At 44.6% G+C, this 18786-nt stretch carries 27 protein-coding genes; 5 read left to right on the top strand and 22 right to left on the bottom strand.

The annotated features are described in order from the left end of the window. Nucleotides 1-2: 2 nt before the first annotated feature. The 10 genes from BN1938_RS01315 to BN1938_RS23590 all read right to left on the bottom strand — a co-directional run bounded on the left by BN1938_RS01315 (nucleotide 3) and on the right by BN1938_RS23590 (nucleotide 3416). Entirely contained in the window at nucleotides 3-230 is a 228-nt protein-coding gene (locus BN1938_RS01315; protein ID WP_050638865.1) for a YdbC family protein, read from the bottom strand. Beyond that, nucleotides 231-863 (bottom strand): hypothetical protein, encoded by a 633-nt coding sequence (locus tag BN1938_RS23585; RefSeq protein WP_187376277.1) that lies wholly within the window; start codon nucleotides 861-863, stop codon nucleotides 231-233. Nucleotides 864-894: 31 nt separating this feature from the next. Next, nucleotides 895-1137, bottom strand: coding sequence for a hypothetical protein (locus BN1938_RS01325; protein ID WP_050638866.1), 243 nt, complete (start codon nucleotides 1135-1137; stop codon nucleotides 895-897). A 91-nt stretch (nucleotides 1138-1228) separates the two neighbouring features. Then, a complete protein-coding gene (locus BN1938_RS01330) occupies nucleotides 1229-1558 on the bottom strand; it encodes a YddF family protein (protein WP_050638867.1) in 330 nt (109 codons plus the stop codon). A gap of 27 nt (nucleotides 1559-1585) precedes the next feature. Beyond that, nucleotides 1586-1774 carry a hypothetical protein gene (locus tag BN1938_RS23255; RefSeq protein WP_148487093.1) on the bottom strand — a complete coding sequence of 63 codons (189 nt, stop codon included), beginning with the start codon at nucleotides 1772-1774 and terminating at the stop codon, nucleotides 1586-1588. Then, nucleotides 1755-1979: a hypothetical protein gene (locus tag BN1938_RS01335; RefSeq protein ID WP_050638868.1), complete on the bottom strand. Its 225-nt coding sequence runs from the start codon at nucleotides 1977-1979 to the stop codon at nucleotides 1755-1757. The genes BN1938_RS23255 and BN1938_RS01335 overlap by 20 nt, the downstream gene beginning before the upstream one ends. Then, on the bottom strand, nucleotides 1976-2179 hold the full coding sequence (locus BN1938_RS01340) for a hypothetical protein (RefSeq protein WP_050638869.1): 204 nt from the start codon (nucleotides 2177-2179) through the stop codon (nucleotides 1976-1978). The genes BN1938_RS01335 and BN1938_RS01340 overlap by 4 nt, the downstream gene beginning before the upstream one ends. A 14-nt stretch (nucleotides 2180-2193) precedes the next feature. Next, nucleotides 2194-3060, bottom strand: a complete 867-nt coding sequence (locus BN1938_RS01345; RefSeq protein WP_050638870.1) for a prohibitin family protein — start codon at nucleotides 3058-3060, stop codon at nucleotides 2194-2196. After that, complete coding sequence (locus BN1938_RS23260) at nucleotides 3057-3233, bottom strand: hypothetical protein (protein WP_156320692.1); 177 nt, start codon at nucleotides 3231-3233, stop codon at nucleotides 3057-3059. The genes BN1938_RS01345 and BN1938_RS23260 overlap by 4 nt, the downstream gene beginning before the upstream one ends. A gap of 12 nt (nucleotides 3234-3245) precedes the next feature. Further along, the gene (locus BN1938_RS23590) at nucleotides 3246-3416 is read right to left on the bottom strand and encodes a hypothetical protein (RefSeq protein WP_181969607.1); all 171 of its coding nucleotides are present in this window, start codon (nucleotides 3414-3416) and stop codon (nucleotides 3246-3248) included. Nucleotides 3417-3520: 104 nt separating this feature from the next. Between BN1938_RS23590 and BN1938_RS23265 the strand changes: the two genes are divergently transcribed. After that, nucleotides 3521-3694: a hypothetical protein gene (locus tag BN1938_RS23265; protein WP_156320693.1), complete on the top strand. Its 174-nt coding sequence runs from the start codon at nucleotides 3521-3523 to the stop codon at nucleotides 3692-3694. Here BN1938_RS23265 and BN1938_RS23270 read toward each other — a convergent pair. Beyond that, nucleotides 3683-3892 (bottom strand): hypothetical protein, encoded by a 210-nt coding sequence (locus BN1938_RS23270; protein WP_148487095.1) that lies wholly within the window; start codon nucleotides 3890-3892, stop codon nucleotides 3683-3685. The two genes, BN1938_RS23265 and BN1938_RS23270, sit on opposite strands and share 12 nt — an antisense overlap. A 98-nt stretch (nucleotides 3893-3990) precedes the next feature. On the opposite strand from BN1938_RS23270, the gene BN1938_RS01350 reads away from it, so the two are divergent. Then, entirely contained in the window at nucleotides 3991-4392 is a 402-nt protein-coding gene (locus BN1938_RS01350) for a helix-turn-helix domain-containing protein (protein ID WP_050638871.1), read from the top strand. 5 nt (nucleotides 4393-4397) lie between these two features. Here BN1938_RS01350 and BN1938_RS24050 read toward each other — a convergent pair whose 3' ends face one another. Further along, complete coding sequence (locus BN1938_RS24050; RefSeq protein WP_255350402.1) at nucleotides 4398-4520, bottom strand: hypothetical protein; 123 nt, start codon at nucleotides 4518-4520, stop codon at nucleotides 4398-4400. A gap of 214 nt (nucleotides 4521-4734) precedes the next feature. Continuing rightward, the gene (locus tag BN1938_RS22895) at nucleotides 4735-4917 is read right to left on the bottom strand and encodes a helix-turn-helix domain-containing protein (protein ID WP_330581527.1); all 183 of its coding nucleotides are present in this window, start codon (nucleotides 4915-4917) and stop codon (nucleotides 4735-4737) included. 110 nt (nucleotides 4918-5027) lie between these two features. On the opposite strand from BN1938_RS22895, the gene BN1938_RS01355 reads away from it, so the two are divergent. Both BN1938_RS01355 and BN1938_RS01360 read left to right on the top strand, forming a co-directional pair. Next, the gene (locus tag BN1938_RS01355; protein ID WP_050638872.1) at nucleotides 5028-6212 is read left to right on the top strand and encodes a hypothetical protein; all 1185 of its coding nucleotides are present in this window, start codon (nucleotides 5028-5030) and stop codon (nucleotides 6210-6212) included. Between the two features lie 174 nt (nucleotides 6213-6386). Then, the gene (locus BN1938_RS01360; protein ID WP_050638873.1) at nucleotides 6387-7529 is read left to right on the top strand and encodes a tyrosine-type recombinase/integrase; all 1143 of its coding nucleotides are present in this window, start codon (nucleotides 6387-6389) and stop codon (nucleotides 7527-7529) included. A 285-nt stretch (nucleotides 7530-7814) separates the two neighbouring features. On the opposite strand, the gene BN1938_RS01365 is transcribed toward BN1938_RS01360, so the two are convergent. From BN1938_RS01365 to BN1938_RS01375, 3 genes are all read right to left on the bottom strand, one after another. Continuing rightward, a complete protein-coding gene (locus tag BN1938_RS01365) occupies nucleotides 7815-8984 on the bottom strand; it encodes a serine hydrolase domain-containing protein (protein ID WP_050638874.1) in 1170 nt (389 codons plus the stop codon). Further along, nucleotides 8974-9321 carry a hypothetical protein gene (locus BN1938_RS22900; RefSeq protein WP_082202698.1) on the bottom strand — a complete coding sequence of 116 codons (348 nt, stop codon included), beginning with the start codon at nucleotides 9319-9321 and terminating at the stop codon, nucleotides 8974-8976. Before BN1938_RS22900 ends, BN1938_RS01365 begins: the two co-directional genes overlap by 11 nt. Before the next feature lie 370 nt (nucleotides 9322-9691). Beyond that, nucleotides 9692-10936, bottom strand: coding sequence for a uroporphyrinogen decarboxylase/cobalamine-independent methonine synthase family protein (locus BN1938_RS01375; RefSeq protein ID WP_050638876.1), 1245 nt, complete (start codon nucleotides 10934-10936; stop codon nucleotides 9692-9694). A 239-nt stretch (nucleotides 10937-11175) separates the two neighbouring features. Between BN1938_RS01375 and BN1938_RS01380 the strand changes: the two genes are divergently transcribed. Then, a complete protein-coding gene (locus BN1938_RS01380; RefSeq protein ID WP_050638877.1) occupies nucleotides 11176-12027 on the top strand; it encodes an AraC family transcriptional regulator in 852 nt (283 codons plus the stop codon). Between the two features lie 27 nt (nucleotides 12028-12054). On the opposite strand, the gene BN1938_RS01385 is transcribed toward BN1938_RS01380, so the two are convergent. From BN1938_RS01385 to BN1938_RS01410, 6 genes are all read right to left on the bottom strand, one after another. Next, entirely contained in the window at nucleotides 12055-13044 is a 990-nt protein-coding gene (locus BN1938_RS01385; RefSeq protein ID WP_242843781.1) for a GDSL-type esterase/lipase family protein, read from the bottom strand. Between the two features lie 199 nt (nucleotides 13045-13243). Beyond that, nucleotides 13244-14125, bottom strand: coding sequence for an ATP-dependent sacrificial sulfur transferase LarE (gene larE / locus BN1938_RS01390; RefSeq protein ID WP_330581528.1), 882 nt, complete (start codon nucleotides 14123-14125; stop codon nucleotides 13244-13246). Further along, nucleotides 14112-15389 (bottom strand): nickel pincer cofactor biosynthesis protein LarC, encoded by a 1278-nt coding sequence (larC, locus tag BN1938_RS01395; protein WP_050638879.1) that lies wholly within the window; start codon nucleotides 15387-15389, stop codon nucleotides 14112-14114. The genes larE and larC overlap by 14 nt, the downstream gene beginning before the upstream one ends. Continuing rightward, nucleotides 15386-16132 (bottom strand): nickel pincer cofactor biosynthesis protein LarB, encoded by a 747-nt coding sequence (gene larB / locus BN1938_RS01400; protein WP_050638880.1) that lies wholly within the window; start codon nucleotides 16130-16132, stop codon nucleotides 15386-15388. The genes larC and larB overlap by 4 nt, the downstream gene beginning before the upstream one ends. 13 nt (nucleotides 16133-16145) lie before the next feature. Continuing rightward, nucleotides 16146-17702 carry an ABC-F family ATP-binding cassette domain-containing protein gene (locus tag BN1938_RS01405; protein WP_050638881.1) on the bottom strand — a complete coding sequence of 519 codons (1557 nt, stop codon included), beginning with the start codon at nucleotides 17700-17702 and terminating at the stop codon, nucleotides 16146-16148. A gap of 49 nt (nucleotides 17703-17751) precedes the next feature. Then, nucleotides 17752-18744 (bottom strand): Rpn family recombination-promoting nuclease/putative transposase, encoded by a 993-nt coding sequence (locus BN1938_RS01410; protein ID WP_050638882.1) that lies wholly within the window; start codon nucleotides 18742-18744, stop codon nucleotides 17752-17754. Nucleotides 18745-18786: the final 42 nt, after the last annotated feature.

Genomic DNA, 18786 nt, shown 5'->3' on the forward strand with positions numbered 1-18786 from the left:
ACTTATTTCCCTCCTAATTTTTTAAGCCCCGCCTGGGCTACTTTTAATAATTCATCAGCTGTCAATGTGATCCCTTTTGTCGGGATCTTATGGTCTTCCGACCATCCCCGGATATCATATTTCGGCCTCCGGTCATTCCAGCTGACATAATTCAGCTCTTTACGGAATCCCGTGCTGTCCCTCTCTGACAGAACCGCAATTGATTCCTCTATTTCAAACTTACTGCCCATCTATTGATCCTCCTTTTTAATCTTTACAACATATACGTCTTTCCCGTCCCGGAATACGTCGACTTTTTCCTGCAGCTTATTCTTGTTCCTGTAGCTGCGTACTGAGATGATTTTCTTTTTGGCTTCCTCTTCAGTGTCATATTCGATTCGCATATTCTTCATCTTTGCGGTGGTAAGGAACGCTTCTATCGCGATCACTTCATCACTCTTCTTTTTACGCCGATTTTCCGGGAGTGGAACGTCATAGCTTATATTCATGTCTTCTCCTTCCGTGCAGTAGGGGACATAATTAAGATTGTCCCCTGTTATAGTGTCCATCAGCATCAGGTCATCCGTCCCTGGTACAATGCCGTCAAGGCTGACCGTCTGGATCCTCCGGCCCTGCTTGCCCCGTTCGCTCCAAACTGCGGAGCGCATGTCATTAAACGCAATTGCCGCAAACTCCCATTGGTGCAGTTCAGGGCGCAGGTGCCATTTCTTGACGGACAGCAAGTACCGGAATATGACCACGTCGTACCATTCGTTTTTCGGCAGCCCACGGCAGCGCAGGAACTTATCTACTATATGGTGGTTGTCTGCCGCAAACTGCTGTTCCTCCGCCGTTAGGGGCGTGTACTGCGTCCTTGCGTGCATCGGTGCCTCCCTTTTTTATGGTCTGAAAAAGCTAGTTCTCGCCTATAATTTTCTTTGCGAGTTTGAGTGCCGCTTCCCAGGGGTCGCACTTTTCTATTTCAGAATCATCCATTCTTGCCAACTCAAATAGACCTGCTATAAGATGGTCCGCTGTAACTGGATCAAACATATCGGATGCCGCCTTGTGCAACGATTTACACATCATAGATGCTTCACATAAAAGCTGAATTATATCCCCTCGAAGTTCGATTGTTGTGGCATTTACTTTAATCATTTACATTTCCTTCTTTCTACCTTATAATAAAGGTGATTATTTGTGTGAGTGCTTACCGCCCCGGCCAGGGCTTTTATGTAAGCGCTCTTTTTTATTTGATCCGATCCAAAATCTGAAACTTATACCCGATCCGCTCAATATCTTCTACAGATAAAATTTTGCCTTCTTCCGGGCGGCCATTGAGTTTTAAAACCAGTGCACGCTGGCCTACATCCTGAATGAACATCTGACGGTTCATCGGGATCTCTACACCGAGAAGTGTTGTCATGATCTCTGCTGATGAAGCGTGCCCTATTGCTGAGTTCAGATTGTCGCGGTGTTTTTTGACCAAGTTCCTTGCCTCGTTCAGCGTAATGTCCGTAAGGCTGTACTCCCCTGCTGTTGTCAAGATGCTTGTGTTTAAAAGTGCTAATTTTTTCATAATGATCTCCTTTTTATTTGAATTTAATTATGTAGTTGCTATCCCGATCAGGAACAATACTGCCAGTACCACTCCTACATAGCACCAGCCCCATAGCGATATTGATCTGATCGGTTTGAATTCGATGCACGGGTAGTCTCTGCTACGCTCCATGCAATTCCTGTAGTGGCTGCACTGCCGGCAGGATACCGGACGGTCACGCGTTCTGTGTCTCATCGCTTTGCACCTCCCCGTGCCGCAGATCAAATATCTGCTGCAGTTGATCCTCTGTGTAGGTTAATGCGTATTCCGTGCCTGCACAGGCCGTAACGCATGCAACCAGATGCCTCGTTACTGTGTCATCGTCTGCGCCTTCCCGGCGCCATTCCCGTACATTCTCCTTAATATATTGGTAGCGCTCCTTAAACTGTTTCTTCGTCATTGCCTGTCCTCCTCTATTCCGAGATGCTTATACAGCTTGCGTCGATAAATGACAAAGCTGTCGATCTCATTACCGGTTATTTCCTTGGGTATAACCTCCCCAAATTTCCAGATCCCGCGGCGGATGCGCCTTCTCACTGCTTCCGGGTTGCACCCCAGCAGTTTGGCTGCCTCGGGAACACCCATTGTTTCTTTTTGCATTTATGCATCATCCCTTATTTTTCTTTAACAATGGCATCAGCTCCCTGGACTTCAACCCAGCCATGTTCCTTTCTTGCTTCTGCTTCTGTCATCTTGATCAGGTTTTCAGTTATGGATTCTGATATAATCCGGTTTGCTTCCGCTTCTGCCTCAGCATTGGTTATTGTTACTGCTTTGTCGGCCTCGGCTTTGGCCTTATTTGCTTCTCCCTGTGCAATCGCTGTCTGCCTATCCAGATCGGCTTTCTCTGCATCCTGTTTGGCCTGTTCTTTTGCTTGTACCTTCTTTTGCAGCTCTTCGTCGAGCTGAACGTCGATAACTAAGGCCGACGAAATATTGATCCCATACTCTTCCTGAAGCCTTTCATTTAAATACTTCGTTATCTCCTGCCCGACTTCTGCCCGCTTTGTGCTGTAGATATCCATTACGCTAAACTGAGGAGTGACTTCTTTTATGTAGGCAAGTATGGAATTTTTCACCTTAGATTCCACGATCTGGTCTCCATCCATCCCATTAAAACGCTCATAAAGTCCGGTTACTCTCTCGGGGATGAAGTTATAATTAATCGTCATATTCATCTTCACCATTCCGCCATCTGCAGGAGCGTCCACATGAGTATCTTTATCGAGTTTCTTTTCGTTAAAGTCTGCAGCGTTATTACTTAAAACTAACTGCTGCTGTGCGATAGGGTAATCTTTAACCTTTGCAAACGGCCCGACAAAATGGAAGCCCGGGGAAAGCGTCTTGTCGCTTACGCCATCTTTCATTGTATACACAACCCCGACTTCTCCTTGATCTACCTTAGTGAGAGATGTGGCTACATAAGCGCCCCCTGCAATTACTGCAATTCCAATGATTACTGCTACGATTTTTGCTTTCATTCTTTTTCCTCCCGAATTTTCTTCTTGATCTTTTTATGAGTTTCCTCTTCTATATCAAAAACGCTTTCACGTCTTTTGATAGCCACGTATACCCTGCTCCACACCCACCAGATTGCTAAACCTATGACGGATAGCAGGAATACGGTAAGCAGAAATATTATGAACTTCGCCATCTATCCCACCTCCTATCCAACTTTCTTATCATCGGTATCCGGTATCCCTTCTGCTTCTTTCTTACGCATTAAAAGGGTATTCGCATCCCTCTGCAGCAGAAGGATGTCCGGAAGGTCAATCTGCTTTACAATAGATACTATCTTGTCGATTTCCTGCTGCTTTTCTTTTTCGATATCAAACATGTTCTCACCTCACTTTTATTTACTAACTTGCGTATTCAATGGCCTCCTTTTATAATGTACGTACAGGCGCTGGCACGTCGAGTACGAAAGAAAGGAGAACTTTTATGAAAGACTTCAATGATTTTATTTCTCAAATTACTCAGGATGACTATAAAGCCATGTGTGATGACATAATTAATAACCGAGAACCTTGCTCCGTTACATATGCTATTCCTGAGATAAGTTTTAAAATGTCCCTAAAGCTTTTAGAAAAATATCACGCGTGGCTAAATGAGTAATGGAGATTTTCCAGTCTTATTTATCTCCTTATTAATCTCCTCCACGACTTCAGATGTAATACTGGACTCCATGCTACTCCGAATAGCTTGGAGTTCTTTTCTTATTAGCAATAACTCCTGATAAATCTTTTTCAGCATCCTTCCCACCTCCTCCATTCTTCTGTTTTCAATGTGCCTGCCTCCTTTCTTGTTCCCCATGAGACTATTATAGTTCTCATCGGGTCGCTTGTCAATATCTTTTTTGTTGACTTTGAGAACATTTAGTGATATCATCAGTTTAAAGGTAGGTGAAAATAATGAATGAACGAATCAAGTTTATAAGAGAACATTTTGAACTTACGCAAGAAGAATTCGGAAAAAGAATAGGTTCTGCAAGAAACACTATTGCTAATTATGAAAATGGAAATAGAAACCCGTCAAATTCTGTACTGAAGTCTATATGTAGAGAATTTGGGGTGAATGAGGATTGGTTGCGAACCGGTGAAGGGGAAATGTTCGAACAGTTGACAGATCAGCAAAAATTAATGAAGTATACAGCGATGATACTAAAAGGTGAAGACTCCGTTGTAGTTTCCGCCATCCAAGCGCTGATCGTTACTTATGAGCAGCTGGATCCTGCGAGCAAGGCTACATTGGAAAAGATTGCTTTACAATATATAGAGAATCTAAAAAAGAGCCAGTTTCCTGGCTCCCTTTAGATGAATTATGGAGAAAGATAATTTATCACGAATATAAGTATCTCAGAAACTTTTTCAGGAGTGTCTTTCTTCAATAATTCAACGATGGTTTCAATGTCTTTTTGTTTTTTAGATTCTTTGTTATCCATGTACCGCCCTCCATGCACCACTGGGAAACGCACGTCCGAAATTCCTTGTCTTTATGATACTATATATGATATAGAAAGACAAGAACATGCGTTCGAATATTTTGTTTATAACTATGTGGAAAATATGTGGATATCTCCCGTTCTATTAAGTAAACACGGGGATAGCGGGATTCTTATGGAAACTTATATAATCGTCCAGGATCCTGGACACTTTTTACAGATCGGATTCATAAAGGTCCTCAAAGCGCACTTTGAGCCCCTTGGCTATAGCTTCCAAAGTGTCCATTGTCGGGGAATAGGCTCCGGTCATGATATTATGTATAGTAGATTTTGATATTCCTGTCATATTGGATACTTGGCGGATAGATAATTGTTTTTCGTTCATTAATTTATCCAAAAGTATCTTCATGCTTTAATTTTATGACATAAATTGGCAATATGTTGCTGGTAATTATTGGTAATTTTCTGTGGTGTTTTCTTGGGCAAATGATGTAGGGGGGATCTATTATGAAATGTACAAAATGCGGCAACGAGCTGCGAAAACTCGAAAATAAAGAGGGTTATTACATCTGTGATAGGTGTAACTTATATTTTAAAACCAGAAGTAAAAGTGAAAACACAGCGCCCCATAATACCAGTACGGAAAACAGGTATAGCTTCGTCAAAGATCCGCAGCCTGCTGCCAGCCAGCCAGGATCCATGGGGCACACACCAAACACAGCACCCACGGGAGGCCCCGCCAAAATACGGTGCCCTATGTGCGGTGGCACCAATGTAGATATATCTTTTGTGCAAACTGGAGCAAGTACAGTAACAAGGAATCCGGGAGCCCCTACTAAAGTAGGCAGAAAAGCAATGAAGGCATCAACGTTCGGGCTCTGGGGATTGACAGGAAAACGAACAGGTTATAGTTCAACCGCGTTTTACAATCAAAAAATGGCTCTCTGTAAAGATTGCGGACATTCTTGGGCATTCTTTACTGAGCGTGAAAAGAATAGAAATAAGTCTCTGGTTACGGGAATACTTATAACAGCGGTGTGTTTGTTCTTCTTTCTCACTTTTTGGTCTTGCGGATCGACCACAGATGAAAAAGACACACCCGCGCCTTCTTATCAAACCGAAACCAAGGCACCCGTTGATGAATCCCACCAGACAGAAAATCAGGCCCCAGTCGAAGAGTCCAATCTGGGTATCGATGATTTTGAATATGAGATAAGCGACGAGCGGCTCAAATTATTAGACTATAACGGGAGTAATGATTCCCTAACTATAGATTCAGAATATAAAATTCAAGACGTAAATTATAAAACAGATCTGACTGATTTTCAATTGGGTGGAGGAGTTAAAACATTAATTATATCAGAGGGAATTTCTGAGCTGGACGAAGCTATTTTTAATGGTTCTGATGCTGAGAAAATTTATCTCCCGTCAAGCCTCACAAGTATTACAGATCGAACATTATCATATTTGCATGATAGAACTATTGATCTTTACTATGGTGGCAATGAAGATCAATGGAATTCTATTTTCAAGCATTATGAAAATCCTGGTGTAGTAGATTCTTGGAAAGCTGAAAATTATGAGGAGGCTGGCTCTGCTCTTGCAGATAAGATTAACAAAATGGTTGGGGGAGATTATGACCCTTCTAGCTTCAATTTCCATTACAATAGTACTCCGGATGAACTGAATTAATAATTAATATAAAAAAAAACCGCCCCTGACGGCAATCAGGAACGGCTTAATATAGATGCTATACAGGCTGCAGAGCAACCGTATAATCACCACCCAAGATGATTATACCACAAAATCTCTGCACCTGCATAGGTGTATTTTTTATACCCATTTTTACAGAGAGGTGAGAGATATATGGCAAAAAAGAAAAGGAAAAAGCATCAGAAACTGCCGAACGGCTACGGCAGCATAAAGTATCTTGGGGACGGCCGGCGGAATCCTTATGCGGTTCATCCGCCCACAAAACAGTTTGACTTGGACGGAATACCGCAGACGCCCAAGGCCCTGTGTTATGTCGACGACTGGTACAAGGCCTTTACGGTATTGACATGGTATAGAAATGGAGAATACTACCCGGGCCGGGAAACTGAGTTATCGTCCGATCAGAAGGAATTGGAGAAGCAGGTTGCTGAAATTCTCTCCCAGTACACCCAAAAGGCCAAGGCAAACAAAGGCACCAAAACGTTCAGTGAGGTGTTCCACGAATATTACAAAGATAAATTCAAGCAAGAATACGGTCACAAAGGGAAAAAAACAAGCATGGAACGCAGCATGAGCGCTGCCTATAAAAATTGTGTTGCTCTCCATGATAAGCCATTTATCGAAATCACCCAAAAAGATATGCAAAAAGTCATTGATAACTGTGAGTTAAAACACGCATCGCTGGAGCTTATCCAGACTCTCTTTAGACAAATGTACCAGTATGCCGAGGCCAATAACCTATGCGATAAAAATTATGCTCAGTTTGTCCGAATCGATCAGGAGGACGACGACGAACACGGCGTACCATTTACTGATTCCGAACTAAAAATTTTGTGGGATAATAAAGATAATGAAACTGTAGAAATGATCCTGATTATGTGCTACTCTGGATATAGAATCGCAGCTTACAATAAGATGAAGGTGGATCTTAAAGAAAGGTATTTTCAGGGCGGGGTGAAAAACAAATATAGCCGGGAAAGAATTGTGCCTATACACAGCGGTATATACGGCCTTGTAAAGCGACGTATAAAGAGAGATGGAGCATTGATGAAAAACACAACTGATTTCAGGGAAGATATGTACGCAGTCCTGGAGATGCTAAAAATAGACAAGCACACGCCTCATGATTGCCGGCATACTTTCTCAAAATTGTGTGAGGATAATAAGGTTTCTGAAAATGACCGAAAGCGCATGCTGGGACATAGTTTTGGAAATGATCTTACAAATAAGGTCTATGGACACAGGTCACTGGAGGATTTGCGCGAAGAAATTGAAAAAATTAAAATATGTTACTAACCTGTTACTAACCGATCCGTTTTTATCAATTTTTATTAGTACTTATTTATACTCATTAGAACCGTCAAAAATGCCGTAAAATAAGGGGTTCACGGCACTTTCCCTTTTGCTTTCTGGGCTATAATAAAATTGCATTCTTTTAAATAAAGATTAACACGTCCGTAAATATTTGTTCATTGCAAATTTCTTTCATTTTGTTAGAAATCCGAACATGTGGTATTTTTTCTGTAAAGGGGTCTGACCCCTTTGCAATAAGGCCGCTCCTTTTGAATCCGTCGGATTTTCTCACCTGCACAGAATCTCCCGGATCGCTCTGTTTAAAGGCCAGTTGGAATAAGCGCTGACCTGCACCATAAACAAGAATACTGTCTGCCTCTTTCCATCCACGGCCATATACGCGCCTGCCCAGCCGTCCCAGCCGAATTCCCCCTGTTTTCCTCCAATGGGAGAAGCATTTTCATCCAGCAGCACCCGCATTAGATTGCCGTACCCGTATCCCTTCATATGTTCAAAATAAATGGATTCTGTCTGCGTTTCCCCCAGTTGATTCTGCATAAACTGTTCCACGGTTTCCGCTTTCAGGATCCGAACCCCGTCCAAAATCCCCTGATTTGCCAGCATCATACAAAACCGCGCACTGTCATCCGCCGTGGATAACAGCCCCGCCCCTGCAGATTCAAAAGCCGGCTGCTCCAGGCACTTTGTAAGTCCCAGGGTCCGTTCCTCTTCCACCGCCAGCTTCACGCCATTCTCCGTCTCTTCCTGCCGGTACAGCTGGGCAAGCCTGCCCCACTTTTCCCGCGGCACATAGAATCCGGTATCCGCCATACCCAGAGGCTCAAAAATCTCTTTTTTATAGAACGCTCCCAATGTCATCCCCGACACTACTTCTATGACAGCCCCCAGTACATCCGCACAAAGCCCGTACCGCCAAGCACTTCCCGGCACATTGGCCAAAGGTTTTTCCGCGATCTTTTTCACAACCTCCCTCGTACTATACCCCGCACCATCTCTGATATGCGCATGAATATCCTCAAACAGTCCCGTCATTTCCTGTCCGGCCGCATCCTCATCCGGATATACAATCCCAGCAGTCATATTCAAAAGCTGCCTCACCGTAATGGTATACGGAGTCTCATCCCCCAGAACATACATCCGTTCATATTCCGGCAAATACCTGCAGACCGGAGCATCCAGGTCCAGCAGCCCTCTCTCCGCCAGAATCATCACAGCCACAGCAGCCACAGGCTTGCTCATGGAATATAGCCGGAAAATCGTATCCCGCCTCACAGGCCGGGCCTCTTCCCTGTCAGCCATACCATAAGTATCCAAAAAAACTTCCCTCCCCTTCTCATAATAACCAATCAGAGCCCCCGCAAAATGCTCCTTCTTTATCTCCTCTTCCATCAGGCTGCGAAGCCTGTACCCGATTTCTTTTTCTTCTTTACAATCCATAAAAAACGCCTCCTTTTCCCCTAAACCTGTTGCGACAATGAATTTCCAAACACGCTTTAGCATAACGCCTTACCGCATTGCCGTAAAGTAAAAAATCCGCGCATAAAGTATAAAATACGGAAATAGTGAACGAACTTTGGGAATGAATGGATGGGGGCGCGAAGTAAAAGGTGAGGCGGGGAAGCTCCGGGGAGGGGGATGCCATTTCCAGATCCTGTCCGTTTGCTAAGAACCCGTTAGAGAAAAAACAGAAAACAGGGAGGGTGCTTGCCGCAGTTGGCCCGAATGCCGATGCATTCGCGCCGCCGGCGGCAACAGAATTTGTTTTGGAAAACAAATTCTGCCCTCCCTGTTTTCTGTTTTTTCTCTAACGGGTTCTAAAGCGCACTCTATGGACTTAGAAATGGCATCTCCCTCCCCGGAGCTTCCCCGCCTCACCTTTTACTTCGCTGGGCGCATCAAGTCGGTTGTGTTGATTCGCTTCCCGGAGGGATACCTAATACGGGGGCAGCGGATTTGGACTGGCTGCAGGTGACTGTATCCTATACTCCACATCCTATACTCCACATCCCATACGCCGCCGGTGCCTTCCAATCCGGTGTGGTTTTTATCTAGTGGCAGTAGGCAAACGGACCGCAGCGAAAAAGGGGCATGGAAGTTTCCCGCTGCGGCAGGAGACACGGCCCGGACAGGCGTCCTCCCCTCCTCTAAATCCCCGCCTCCGCTTTAATAATATCAACGTATCGTTTTGCTTTTTGGGGATCGTTATTTATTGTATATACGTCTCTTTGTGTGATTTCCAGTTTACATCCTTCGGATGCTTTCATCGTTTTCCGGATGCTTTCTCTTACTGCTTCCTCGTCCAGCACAGTTCCCACTCCAAGGTAGTTCGGGGACGGCTTCCTGTGGAAAATAGTTTTACTGCCTTTAAGCCGTTCTCCCATGTATTCTTCGTTACACCATGGTGAAATAGACACTTTTCTAAGATTCTCCAGTTTTGAGATGCAGTTTTCCCAGATCGGATCCACCGGTTCACAGCAACCATAGGACAGAAGGCCGTATTGTTCGGATATTTTCTTATAACAGGGGAAGATAAACTCTTCAAACATCTCCGGTGACAGACCTACTGTCTCCTGGGAATCCATGAATCCCCAGACATCCCGCGTTGTAAGCGGACGTATTTTTGCTTCTTCTTCCCCCGGCAGTTCACGGTTGTAGCACCAACTGCCCTGCCCCAGACTCTCGCCTCCGGTTGTCGGCAGAATCAGGCGCTTTTCTTCCAGCATCCGGTAGTAGGCAAGCGTATCGTCTGCAATACGGTTCATCATTTCTTTGAAAAGTTCCGGATAGTCATAGATATTGAACATCATATTTTCCATCTTCATAAAATGAACTATCATCTGTGTTGGCACGCTGTAGAGGCAGTCCATCTGCAACCTAACCGGCAGGATATCTCCAAACACTTCCTCCAGCGCCTGTTTTTTCAACATGGTCGACTCCATATCTACCCCGTAGTCTGTTTCCTGCAGTTTCTCGTAGTCATCTTCCAGATCTTCCACAACCGAAATGAATTCATGTCCGACAGAACCCACACTGTTGTGTTTTTTTATTGGAATATTGAATAAAGTAAAATGGGTATCGTATGGCATCGGATAATAATCCGGGGTTACACGATCGTCGTCAAACAGTTCCTGGTTCAAAAAATTGCAGTACAGTTTTGTCTCTACGTCTCTGGCAAATTCGCCCTTGCACTGCAGGCGCTGGGGAATGATTTCCTGCGCAAACGTCCACATCTCCAGATGAATCATAGGGCGTTTCCCCTGCAGTGAATTGTGATCCGTCCACTCCCTGATTCTATTTTTATTTTTTTCAGTCTGAGAGTATTCATACTGCTTTTTAGCCAGTTCTCTCAGAATTATTCGGTCGTTCTTATCAATCGCATATCTTTGCATACTACCTCTCCTTTTTTGTCCCGCCTGCCGGTATCCCGTACTGCGTAATGTTTTTACGGTTTTCTTTACCGTTTCATCTTACCCTGTTCCCTCGTTTCTGGCATTAGATTTCTTTGCCCATTTATATCAAAAAATTGCTCTGCATAATCTTGACAAGTTTTTACTCAGATCCTATAATTAGCAAAACAAATCCTCTATTGTTACATTGAGATTTAGCAGAATCCAGAAAGGCAGAGCATATGAGCCATTCATTTAATGAAGGGGTTTCCCCTAATTCCACAATTTATTTTCACACGACCATGAATTGTATTCCTGATTTTTTATATTACCCCCTATGTATCGGACATTTTTACTGCAGCGCCGGATATAAAGTTGACAGAACAAGTTATGACAGTTTTCTGCTTCTGTATACAAAGAGGGGGAAAGGTACCATTAACGCAGGCGGAATTACCAGAGAGCTGCATCCGGGCGAAGTATGTCTTCTGGACTGTTACTGCCCCCATCTATACCAGACATCCGAAGTGTGGGAACTGGAGTGGATTCATTTTGACGGCGGAAACAGCCGCGCTTTTTTTGACTATTTAAGAAACGATATGCCATTCTTCTATACACTTCTGGATAGTCCGGCCCAATTAGAAGCCATATGGAACCGTTTATATGAAACGCTTTTAAAAAAGAACAACATCAATGAGCTGCTGATCTCCCAGGACATCTCCCAGATACTCACTCTTCTCGGACTTTCAAAGGAACGCAGGGAAAAGCAGAAAACTGCATCTGATTTTATGGATATTTCATTGAAATACATTCACCGCCACCTGGACGAAGACATCTCGCTGAATGCACTTGCTGCCCGTGTTTCTCTGAGCCCATTCTATTTCACAAGGAAGTTTAAAGAAGAAACAGGATATACCCCTTACAGATATATCCTGATATCACGCATTAACCTTGCAAAATTTTACTTAAAAAGCAGCCGGGATACGGTAAAAAATATAGGATTCAGCTGCGGCTTTCACAGCGAACACAGCTTCTGTACTACCTTTAAAAAAGAGGTTGGCGTAACGCCGACTGAATACCGATACCGTTCAGAATAACTTAATCTTTGCCTTTTTCCCGTGGACTTACGGCAGAGAGCTTTCCGCCATAATACGGGACCAGTTCTCTGCAATTTCCATAATTCCTTCCACTGAAGGATGTACCAGATCCTCTGATATAAACTCTTCTCTGTTTAATAGTTCCAATCCGTCCGTAAAGATCAGCTTATTAGACGCATATTCCCTCACTATTTCCCTGTAAACTTTTATAAGTTTATTGTCAATATAATTGTTTCCAAAGATATTTGTACAGTATATTCTTCTTGAATCCGAAGCCAATACTTCGATGAATTTTTTTACTCTATCCTCAAAAAAATGTGTGGAAAACCTGCCGTCTGTCATGTTAATCCCCAGTTCTACAGAGGCAAAATCCCAGTCTTTTCTGCTGACAATGTACTCTGCCATCTCCTGTTCCAGAAATGCAGTTCCCGCAAATCCCAGATTCAGATAATCTGTCCCCAGCCTGCGGGCGATCTGAAAGGGATAGGAGCAGGGCGCAGACAATGCCAGGCTTCCATGGGTGATAGAAGAACCATAGGCAAGATATGTCCTTTGCGGCAGTTCCGATTTCTGCGGCGGCTGTATATCCCCAATTATTTCTTTAAAATAGCAGGTGCCGTATGGCAGTACGATCCTTACGATTTCGGGATGGAAGGGCAGCCTTTTTTTCTCTGTAAGTGTCTTCAGCAGCTCTATATTTTCAGCCTTTTTAATTTCAATTGCAGTACCTTCCTCTGTAAGTGCAGCGGATGACTTCTGCCATCCCCCCTGAAAGGAACCATAATAAATAAAAGCAGTCTGGGCCTCAATATCTTTCTCCGCGGACAGCGTTATTTTTACAGTATCACTTTGCATCCTGAATCTGATTTCCACTCCTGTGGTAAAACGGCAGGAGCCGTTTCGCGCCCCTTCATTTAGTTTTTCCGATACAAAAGAAGGAATACGCTGCATTGCATACCCCTTCCTGCACTCTATGATTTCCTCCACATTATGAAATTCCATATTTTTGAATATCATTGCTGCTGCCTCCTCTCCCATTGTGTTTTCACTTTAACACTGCCGTAGAAGGAAAGGAATTACAAGATCCGAACAAATTTTATAAATAATGCACATAAGCTTTGTACCCCGGTTGTACAGCAGTGCATTAATCTTTCAGTAATAAGTGCCTGATATCTGCGTCAGAGTTGTGCCTGCTTTCACGACGGATATCGCACTTTTACTTGCTTATGTTATTGTCACCGTCCTCTGTTTTTTTACCGTTATGTTTCTCGTCCATACTGCCGGAACGGAATCCTTCCAAATCCAGCGCAGCATACCGAAATCCAAGGGTTCTCATATACTCCGATATCTCTATATGGTGCTGCAGCGCCTGCCCCAGGGCCGCCTCATCCACCTCAATGCGGGCAACATCTTCATGAACCCGCAGGCGTACATTGTAAAATCCCATGGACCGGATGTACGCTTCCCCCAGTTCCGCTGCTTTCATTTTCTCCCTGTCCAGTCTGGTTCCATAGGGAAAACGTGTCGCCATGCATGGAGATGCCGGACGCTCTGCCACAGAGATTCCGTAAGCAGCTGCCAGTCTGCGTACTTCTTCTTTCGTCAGCCCCGCCTCTGCCAGCGGACTTTCTATACCTAATTCACGAATTGCCCGGATACCCGGGCGGTACATGCCAAGATCATCTGCATTCGTCCCCTCCATTATGCTTCCCACCCCCAGCCGGGAAACTTCTTCACGTATTTTGGTGAAGAGGAGTTTTTTACAGAGATAGCATCTGTTTTCGGGGTTATACTCTATTCCCGCTTCCTCAAGTTCATTTACATAAAGGACTATATGAAACGCACCAGTTTCTTTTGCCACTTTTTCAGCTATTATTAAATCATTTTGTGTGTGAAGTTCTGTTTGTACCGTTACTGCATAAATCTTATTTCCCTGCTTTTTGGCACACTCGCATGCAAGTTTCAGAAGCAGGCTGCTGTCCGCTCCGCCGGAAAATGCAACGGCAGCATCCTCTCCGCAGTATTTTTCCATTGCCGTAAACAGAACTTTTTTCCTTTTATCCAGCAACATGTTCTGCGCATCCTCATACATCTCCATCGCACTCCCTCACAATCAATCGGTAAACATCCTGCCATGAAAGTCCGCTTTTCCTGCTCAGCGCAGCCACGCTGTCATGTTCCGGGTATATCCTTTTTCCTGATGGAAGCTCACAAATCTTTACAGCTGCCCGCCCCAGAGAAGTCACCACCTCTTTTTGCTCTCGTTTCAGAATTGAGCGCTCCATCTTTATCCTCCGGATTCCAATGGTCGTTGTTTCCATAAACATAATCTCTTCCAGCTTTGTGATGTCTTCTTCTGCGCAGATAACATTAATCTGATACGCCGGACGGTTCTTTTTCATATAAATCGGAGTAAAATATACATCTTTTGCTCCCAGCTCCAGGAGTCTCTGCATTACAAAAGATAATGCCTCTCCCGTACAGTCATCTATACTACTTTCAAGTTTATATATACAATCTTTATGGTCCTGCTCCGCCTGAATCAACATCGCCCGCAGCAGACTTGGCCTTTCATATGTCCTTTTCCCAGCTCCCAGGCCGGTCTTCAGAATCGTAAACTTTTCCGGAAGCCGGTCTTTCGTTCTGACCGCTGCTGCAATGGCCGCGCCGGTGGGTGTCACAAATTCACCCTCCATATCATGAATACGAAGCGTCAGGGCATATTTTTCCGCAATGGCCGCAACAGCAGGAACCGGAACAGGTATCATACCGTGCTGACAGCGGACAAATCCGGTTCCTTCATTCAGGACCGGGACAATCACCTCTTTTATATCCAGATTATCCAGACATACCGCCGCTGCAACAATATCCACAATCGAATCCACGGCGCCAACTTCATGGAAATGCACCTGGTCAATAGAAACTCCATGAGCTTTTGCCTCAGCCTCTGCCAGAACCTCAAAAATACGGACGGCTGTGTTTCTGGCATAATCACTGAGGTCTGCCTGTTCTATAACCGCCATGATATCTGCCAGCCCCCGGTGTTCGTGTATATGCTGATGAGAGTGGTGTTGCACATGACTATGTTCGGTTCCATGCACATGATTCCCTGCATCCTTCCCGTGCAGATAGTTCATATCATGATCATGGTTCTCATGTTCTGCATCCAGATGAACTGAAAAGTCACATGCAGCCAGACCACTTTTCATAACCCGGCTGATTTCCACCCTATATCCGGGCAGCCGCAGACTGTTGAGCGCCTTTCTCAGTACTTCCTGGTCAGCGCCCAGATCAAGCATCGCTGCTGTAAACATGTCACCGCTTATTCCCGAGGCACATTCTAAATACAATTCCCTGCTCATTTTCTCTCCCCCAATCTGTTAATCTGTGTAGCGATATATCCCGCCCCATATCCATTATCAATGTTCACAACCGCAATTCCATTCGCACAAGAATTAATCATAGTAAGCAGAGCCGACAATCCATGAAAATTAGCTCCATAACCTACAGACGTGGGAACCGCTATCACCGGTTTATCCACAAGTCCTCCCATGACACTGGCCAGGGCCCCCTCCATTCCTGCCACGGCAATCACACAATTTGCACGCTGAATCACATCCAGACGGGACATCAGCCGGTGAATGCCGCTGACCCCCACATCATAGATACGTTCCACCCTGCTTCCAAAATACTCTGCGGTCTGTGCTGCCTCCTCAGCCACAGGAATATCTGCCGTACCTGCTGTACAGACAGCAATCCTGCCAACATGATCTTTTACTTTCTTCTCTATTTTCATAATCCGGGAGATCGGGTCATACTCAAGTTCGGGCAGTGTCTCCCGCAGCAACTCAAACTGTTCCGCTGAAGCTCTGGTGCCAAACACCTCCCCCTCTTCCTCATATAATTTCTGATAAATATGAAGCAGATGTTCCGTATCCTTACCACTGCAGAATATTACCTCTGGAAATCCTGAACGCAGCTTCCTGTGCGTATCCAGCTTAGCATATCCCAGTTCCTCAAAAGGCTCACGGCGAAAATACTGCTCGGCTTCCTCCACAGACACTTCCCCACTCTTCACTTTTTCCAACATTTCATGAGCATCCATCAACATCTCCTCCTTAAACCACCCGAGTCGTCCATCGGGTACAGTCCCAGACTTCCTGGACGATATCCTGGTAAAATTCGGGTTCGTGACAGATCAGCAGTATTGTTCCCCTATATTCTTTCAGCGCCTCTTTCAGGGCCTCCTTCGCCTCCGCATCCAGATGGTTGGTAGGCTCATCCAGCATCAGCACATTTGTCTCCCGGTTGATTAGTTTGCACAAACGCACCTTCGCCTGCTCCCCGCCACTCAATACCCGGACCTGGCTCTCTATATGCTTCGTAGTCAATCCACATTTTGCCAGCGCGGATCGCACCTCATACTGGGTAAATGAAGGAAATTCACTCCAGATTTCTTCAATACATGTTGTCTTGTTGTTTCCGTCTCCCTCTTGTTCAAAATATCCGACAGAAAGATTCTCGCCCAGCTCGCAGCCGCCTTTAAGCGGCTTTACAAGTCCCATGATGCTGCGGATGAGGGTGGTCTTTCCAATCCCATTGGCACCGGTCAGAGCAATCTTCTGCCCTCTTTCCAGAGAAATATCGAGTGGTTTTGACAGTGGTTCATCGTATCCGATTACAAAATCTCTTGTCTCAAATATATATTTTCCCGGCGTGCGCCCTTGTTTGAAGTGAAATTCCGGTTTCGGACGTTCTGCCGCCAACTCTATGACGTCCATTTTATCCAGCTTTTTCTGACGGGACATGGCCATATTTCTTGTAGAAACCCTAGCTTTGTTACGGGCAACAAAATCTTTCAGCTGGCTGATCTCCTGCTGCTGCCTCTTGTATGCCGCCTCAAGCTGGGACTTTTTCACCTCATAAATCCTCTGGAAATCTTCGTAATTCCCCACATAGCGGTCCAGGCTCTGATTCTCCATATGGTAAATAATATTGACAACCTCATCCAGAAAAGGAATATCATGTGAGATCAAAATAAATGCATTCTCATATTCTGTCAAATACCGTTTCAGCCAGTTAATATGTTCCTCATCCAGATAATTCGTCGGCTCATCGAGCAGCAGGATATCTGGTTTCTCAAGCAGGAGTTTACCCAGCAGAATCCTTGTCCTCTGTCCGCCGCTGAGATCCGTCACATCCCGGTCAAGGCCCAAGTCCAGCAGTCCCAGAGCGCGTGCCACTTCCTCAACTTTGGCATCAATGACATAAAAATCGTGCAGAGTCAGTGTATCCTGAATCGTCCCCAGTTCCTCCATCAAACTCTCCATCTCATCCGCATCTACCTCTCCAAGACTTTCGCAGATACGGTTCATCTTCTCCTCCAACTCAAAGAGATAAGAAAATGCTGATTTCAGGACATCCCGCACCGTCATCCCCTTTTCCAGAACCGTATGCTGATCCAGATAGCCAACACGGATATCCTTTGCCCACTCAACCTTGCCTTCATCCGGCTGTAGTTTTCCAATTACAATATTTAAAAATGTAGACTTTCCTTCCCCGTTGGCACCTATCAGGCCAATATGCTCCCCCCGAAGCAACCGGAAAGAAACATCCTGAAAAATAGCACGGTCTCCAAATCCATGGGAGAGGTGTTCAACATTTAAGATACTCATACAAAATCTCCTTTACATTCTCTATTTCATGTACTCCTCAGACACCCCGCTACCTTGCGGGCTTAGCAAAACGCTCATAATACCTGCTGGACTCTTCCCTGTTTAATGAGAAGCCCCTGATTAACTTATCCATGATTATTTCTTTGCTGTATCCTTCTTCTATATAATCCTGTACCAATACTTTGATTCCTTTCTCTAGTCCCTCTTCGAGTCCTTTCTCGATTCCCTCTTCTACGCCATCCTGGTATAAATCTTCCAACGCTTTACACATATTAACGTTCCCTCCTTCTTCCGTCTTTACCGTTTTCAAATGTTGTGTCGATCCCAGCATTACACAAACGGCATTATATGAGTCCTGATCAACCTGCACAAAATATGCCCTGTTATTCTGCACATAGCGTTTCAATTCTTCTTTGTTTTTTCTACATTTTAACATGCCGAATATCATCTGTAAATCTGTTTGAAAACACTCCAGGTTTTCCAGCTTTTTCGGGTCTATCAGGTTGATCCTGTAATTGGGTACGTACTTCGTCAGCAGCTTATACTCTTTTCGGTCTAATCCCAATAATCCATGCAAATCCGTACTCCCATCCCATTCTTCCTCACCATAGTAAAAAACAATATTCAGAACCGGCGATAAAAAATCTGTCCTCTTCATACCGGAAAGAAATTCTGCCGGTACTTTCATATCTTTCTTTTCCCTATGACTTTTCCGCAATTCATTGATCTGATCTGCATAACTTAAGGCATCATACAGCATTTCCCGTACAGGCATGGCATAATGTATCTCCCCTTGGTTCTCACATGCCAGTACTACAATCCGTGTGCCGTCATCCATTCTCATCATAATATCACGGTATCTTTGCACCGTGATCTCCTTGCCATCTGCCTTCTTAAGCACCAATCCCTGTTCCCCATCTTCAACCGCCATATTTTCTGCCGTAAAAACCTGCTCTCCCTGATAAAGAGAGCCATTTAACAAATCCGCAAAACGCCTTTTATCTGAAAGCCAGCGCTTCATATATACGTTACTCTTCCCCATATTCAATTTCTCCTTGTCAGACTTTTTTAATGCAAACCATCG

It is taken from the genome of Eubacterium sp. SB2 (assembly GCF_001244405.1).
Lineage (GTDB): Bacteria > Bacillota > Clostridia > Lachnospirales > Lachnospiraceae > Faecalicatena > Faecalicatena contortus_B.

Bases quoted from the DNA above. Each gene is read 5' to 3' on its own strand.
- BN1938_RS23265 (WP_156320693.1), top strand. From the start codon at position 3,521: ATGAAAGACTTCAATGATTTTATTTCTCAAATTACTCAGGATGACTAT.
- BN1938_RS01375 (WP_050638876.1), bottom strand. From the start codon at position 10,936: ATGCAAAGATATGCGATTGATAAGAACGACCGAATAATTCTGAGAGAA.
- BN1938_RS23585 (WP_187376277.1), bottom strand. From the start codon at position 863: ATGCACGCAAGGACGCAGTACACGCCCCTAACGGCGGAGGAACAGCAG.
- BN1938_RS01335 (WP_050638868.1), bottom strand. From the start codon at position 1,979: ATGACGAAGAAACAGTTTAAGGAGCGCTACCAATATATTAAGGAGAAT.
- BN1938_RS01405 (WP_050638881.1), bottom strand. From the start codon at position 17,702: ATGAGTATCTTAAATGTTGAACACCTCTCCCATGGATTTGGAGACCGT.
- BN1938_RS01340 (WP_050638869.1), bottom strand. From the start codon at position 2,179: ATGCAAAAAGAAACAATGGGTGTTCCCGAGGCAGCCAAACTGCTGGGG.
- BN1938_RS23255 (WP_148487093.1), bottom strand. From the start codon at position 1,774: ATGAGACACAGAACGCGTGACCGTCCGGTATCCTGCCGGCAGTGCAGC.
- BN1938_RS01330 (WP_050638867.1), bottom strand. From the start codon at position 1,558: ATGAAAAAATTAGCACTTTTAAACACAAGCATCTTGACAACAGCAGGG.
- BN1938_RS23260 (WP_156320692.1), bottom strand. From the start codon at position 3,233: ATGGCGAAGTTCATAATATTTCTGCTTACCGTATTCCTGCTATCCGTC.
- BN1938_RS23590 (WP_181969607.1), bottom strand. From the start codon at position 3,416: ATGTTTGATATCGAAAAAGAAAAGCAGCAGGAAATCGACAAGATAGTA.
- BN1938_RS01350 (WP_050638871.1), top strand. From the start codon at position 3,991: ATGAATGAACGAATCAAGTTTATAAGAGAACATTTTGAACTTACGCAA.
- BN1938_RS01315 (WP_050638865.1), bottom strand. From the start codon at position 230: ATGGGCAGTAAGTTTGAAATAGAGGAATCAATTGCGGTTCTGTCAGAG.
- BN1938_RS01325 (WP_050638866.1), bottom strand. From the start codon at position 1,137: ATGATTAAAGTAAATGCCACAACAATCGAACTTCGAGGGGATATAATT.
- larE (WP_330581528.1), bottom strand. From the start codon at position 14,125: ATGGAGATGTATGAGGATGCGCAGAACATGTTGCTGGATAAAAGGAAA.
- BN1938_RS01380 (WP_050638877.1), top strand. From the start codon at position 11,176: ATGAGCCATTCATTTAATGAAGGGGTTTCCCCTAATTCCACAATTTAT.
- BN1938_RS01355 (WP_050638872.1), top strand. From the start codon at position 5,028: ATGAAATGTACAAAATGCGGCAACGAGCTGCGAAAACTCGAAAATAAA.
- larC (WP_050638879.1), bottom strand. From the start codon at position 15,389: ATGAGCAGGGAATTGTATTTAGAATGTGCCTCGGGAATAAGCGGTGAC.
- BN1938_RS01360 (WP_050638873.1), top strand. From the start codon at position 6,387: ATGGCAAAAAAGAAAAGGAAAAAGCATCAGAAACTGCCGAACGGCTAC.
- BN1938_RS01345 (WP_050638870.1), bottom strand. From the start codon at position 3,060: ATGAAAGCAAAAATCGTAGCAGTAATCATTGGAATTGCAGTAATTGCA.
- BN1938_RS01365 (WP_050638874.1), bottom strand. From the start codon at position 8,984: ATGGATTGTAAAGAAGAAAAAGAAATCGGGTACAGGCTTCGCAGCCTG.
- BN1938_RS01410 (WP_050638882.1), bottom strand. From the start codon at position 18,744: ATGGGGAAGAGTAACGTATATATGAAGCGCTGGCTTTCAGATAAAAGG.
- BN1938_RS01385 (WP_242843781.1), bottom strand. From the start codon at position 13,044: ATGATATTCAAAAATATGGAATTTCATAATGTGGAGGAAATCATAGAG.
- BN1938_RS24050 (WP_255350402.1), bottom strand. From the start codon at position 4,520: ATGGATAACAAAGAATCTAAAAAACAAAAAGACATTGAAACCATCGTT.
- BN1938_RS23270 (WP_148487095.1), bottom strand. From the start codon at position 3,892: ATGGGGAACAAGAAAGGAGGCAGGCACATTGAAAACAGAAGAATGGAG.
- larB (WP_050638880.1), bottom strand. From the start codon at position 16,132: ATGGATGCTCATGAAATGTTGGAAAAAGTGAAGAGTGGGGAAGTGTCT.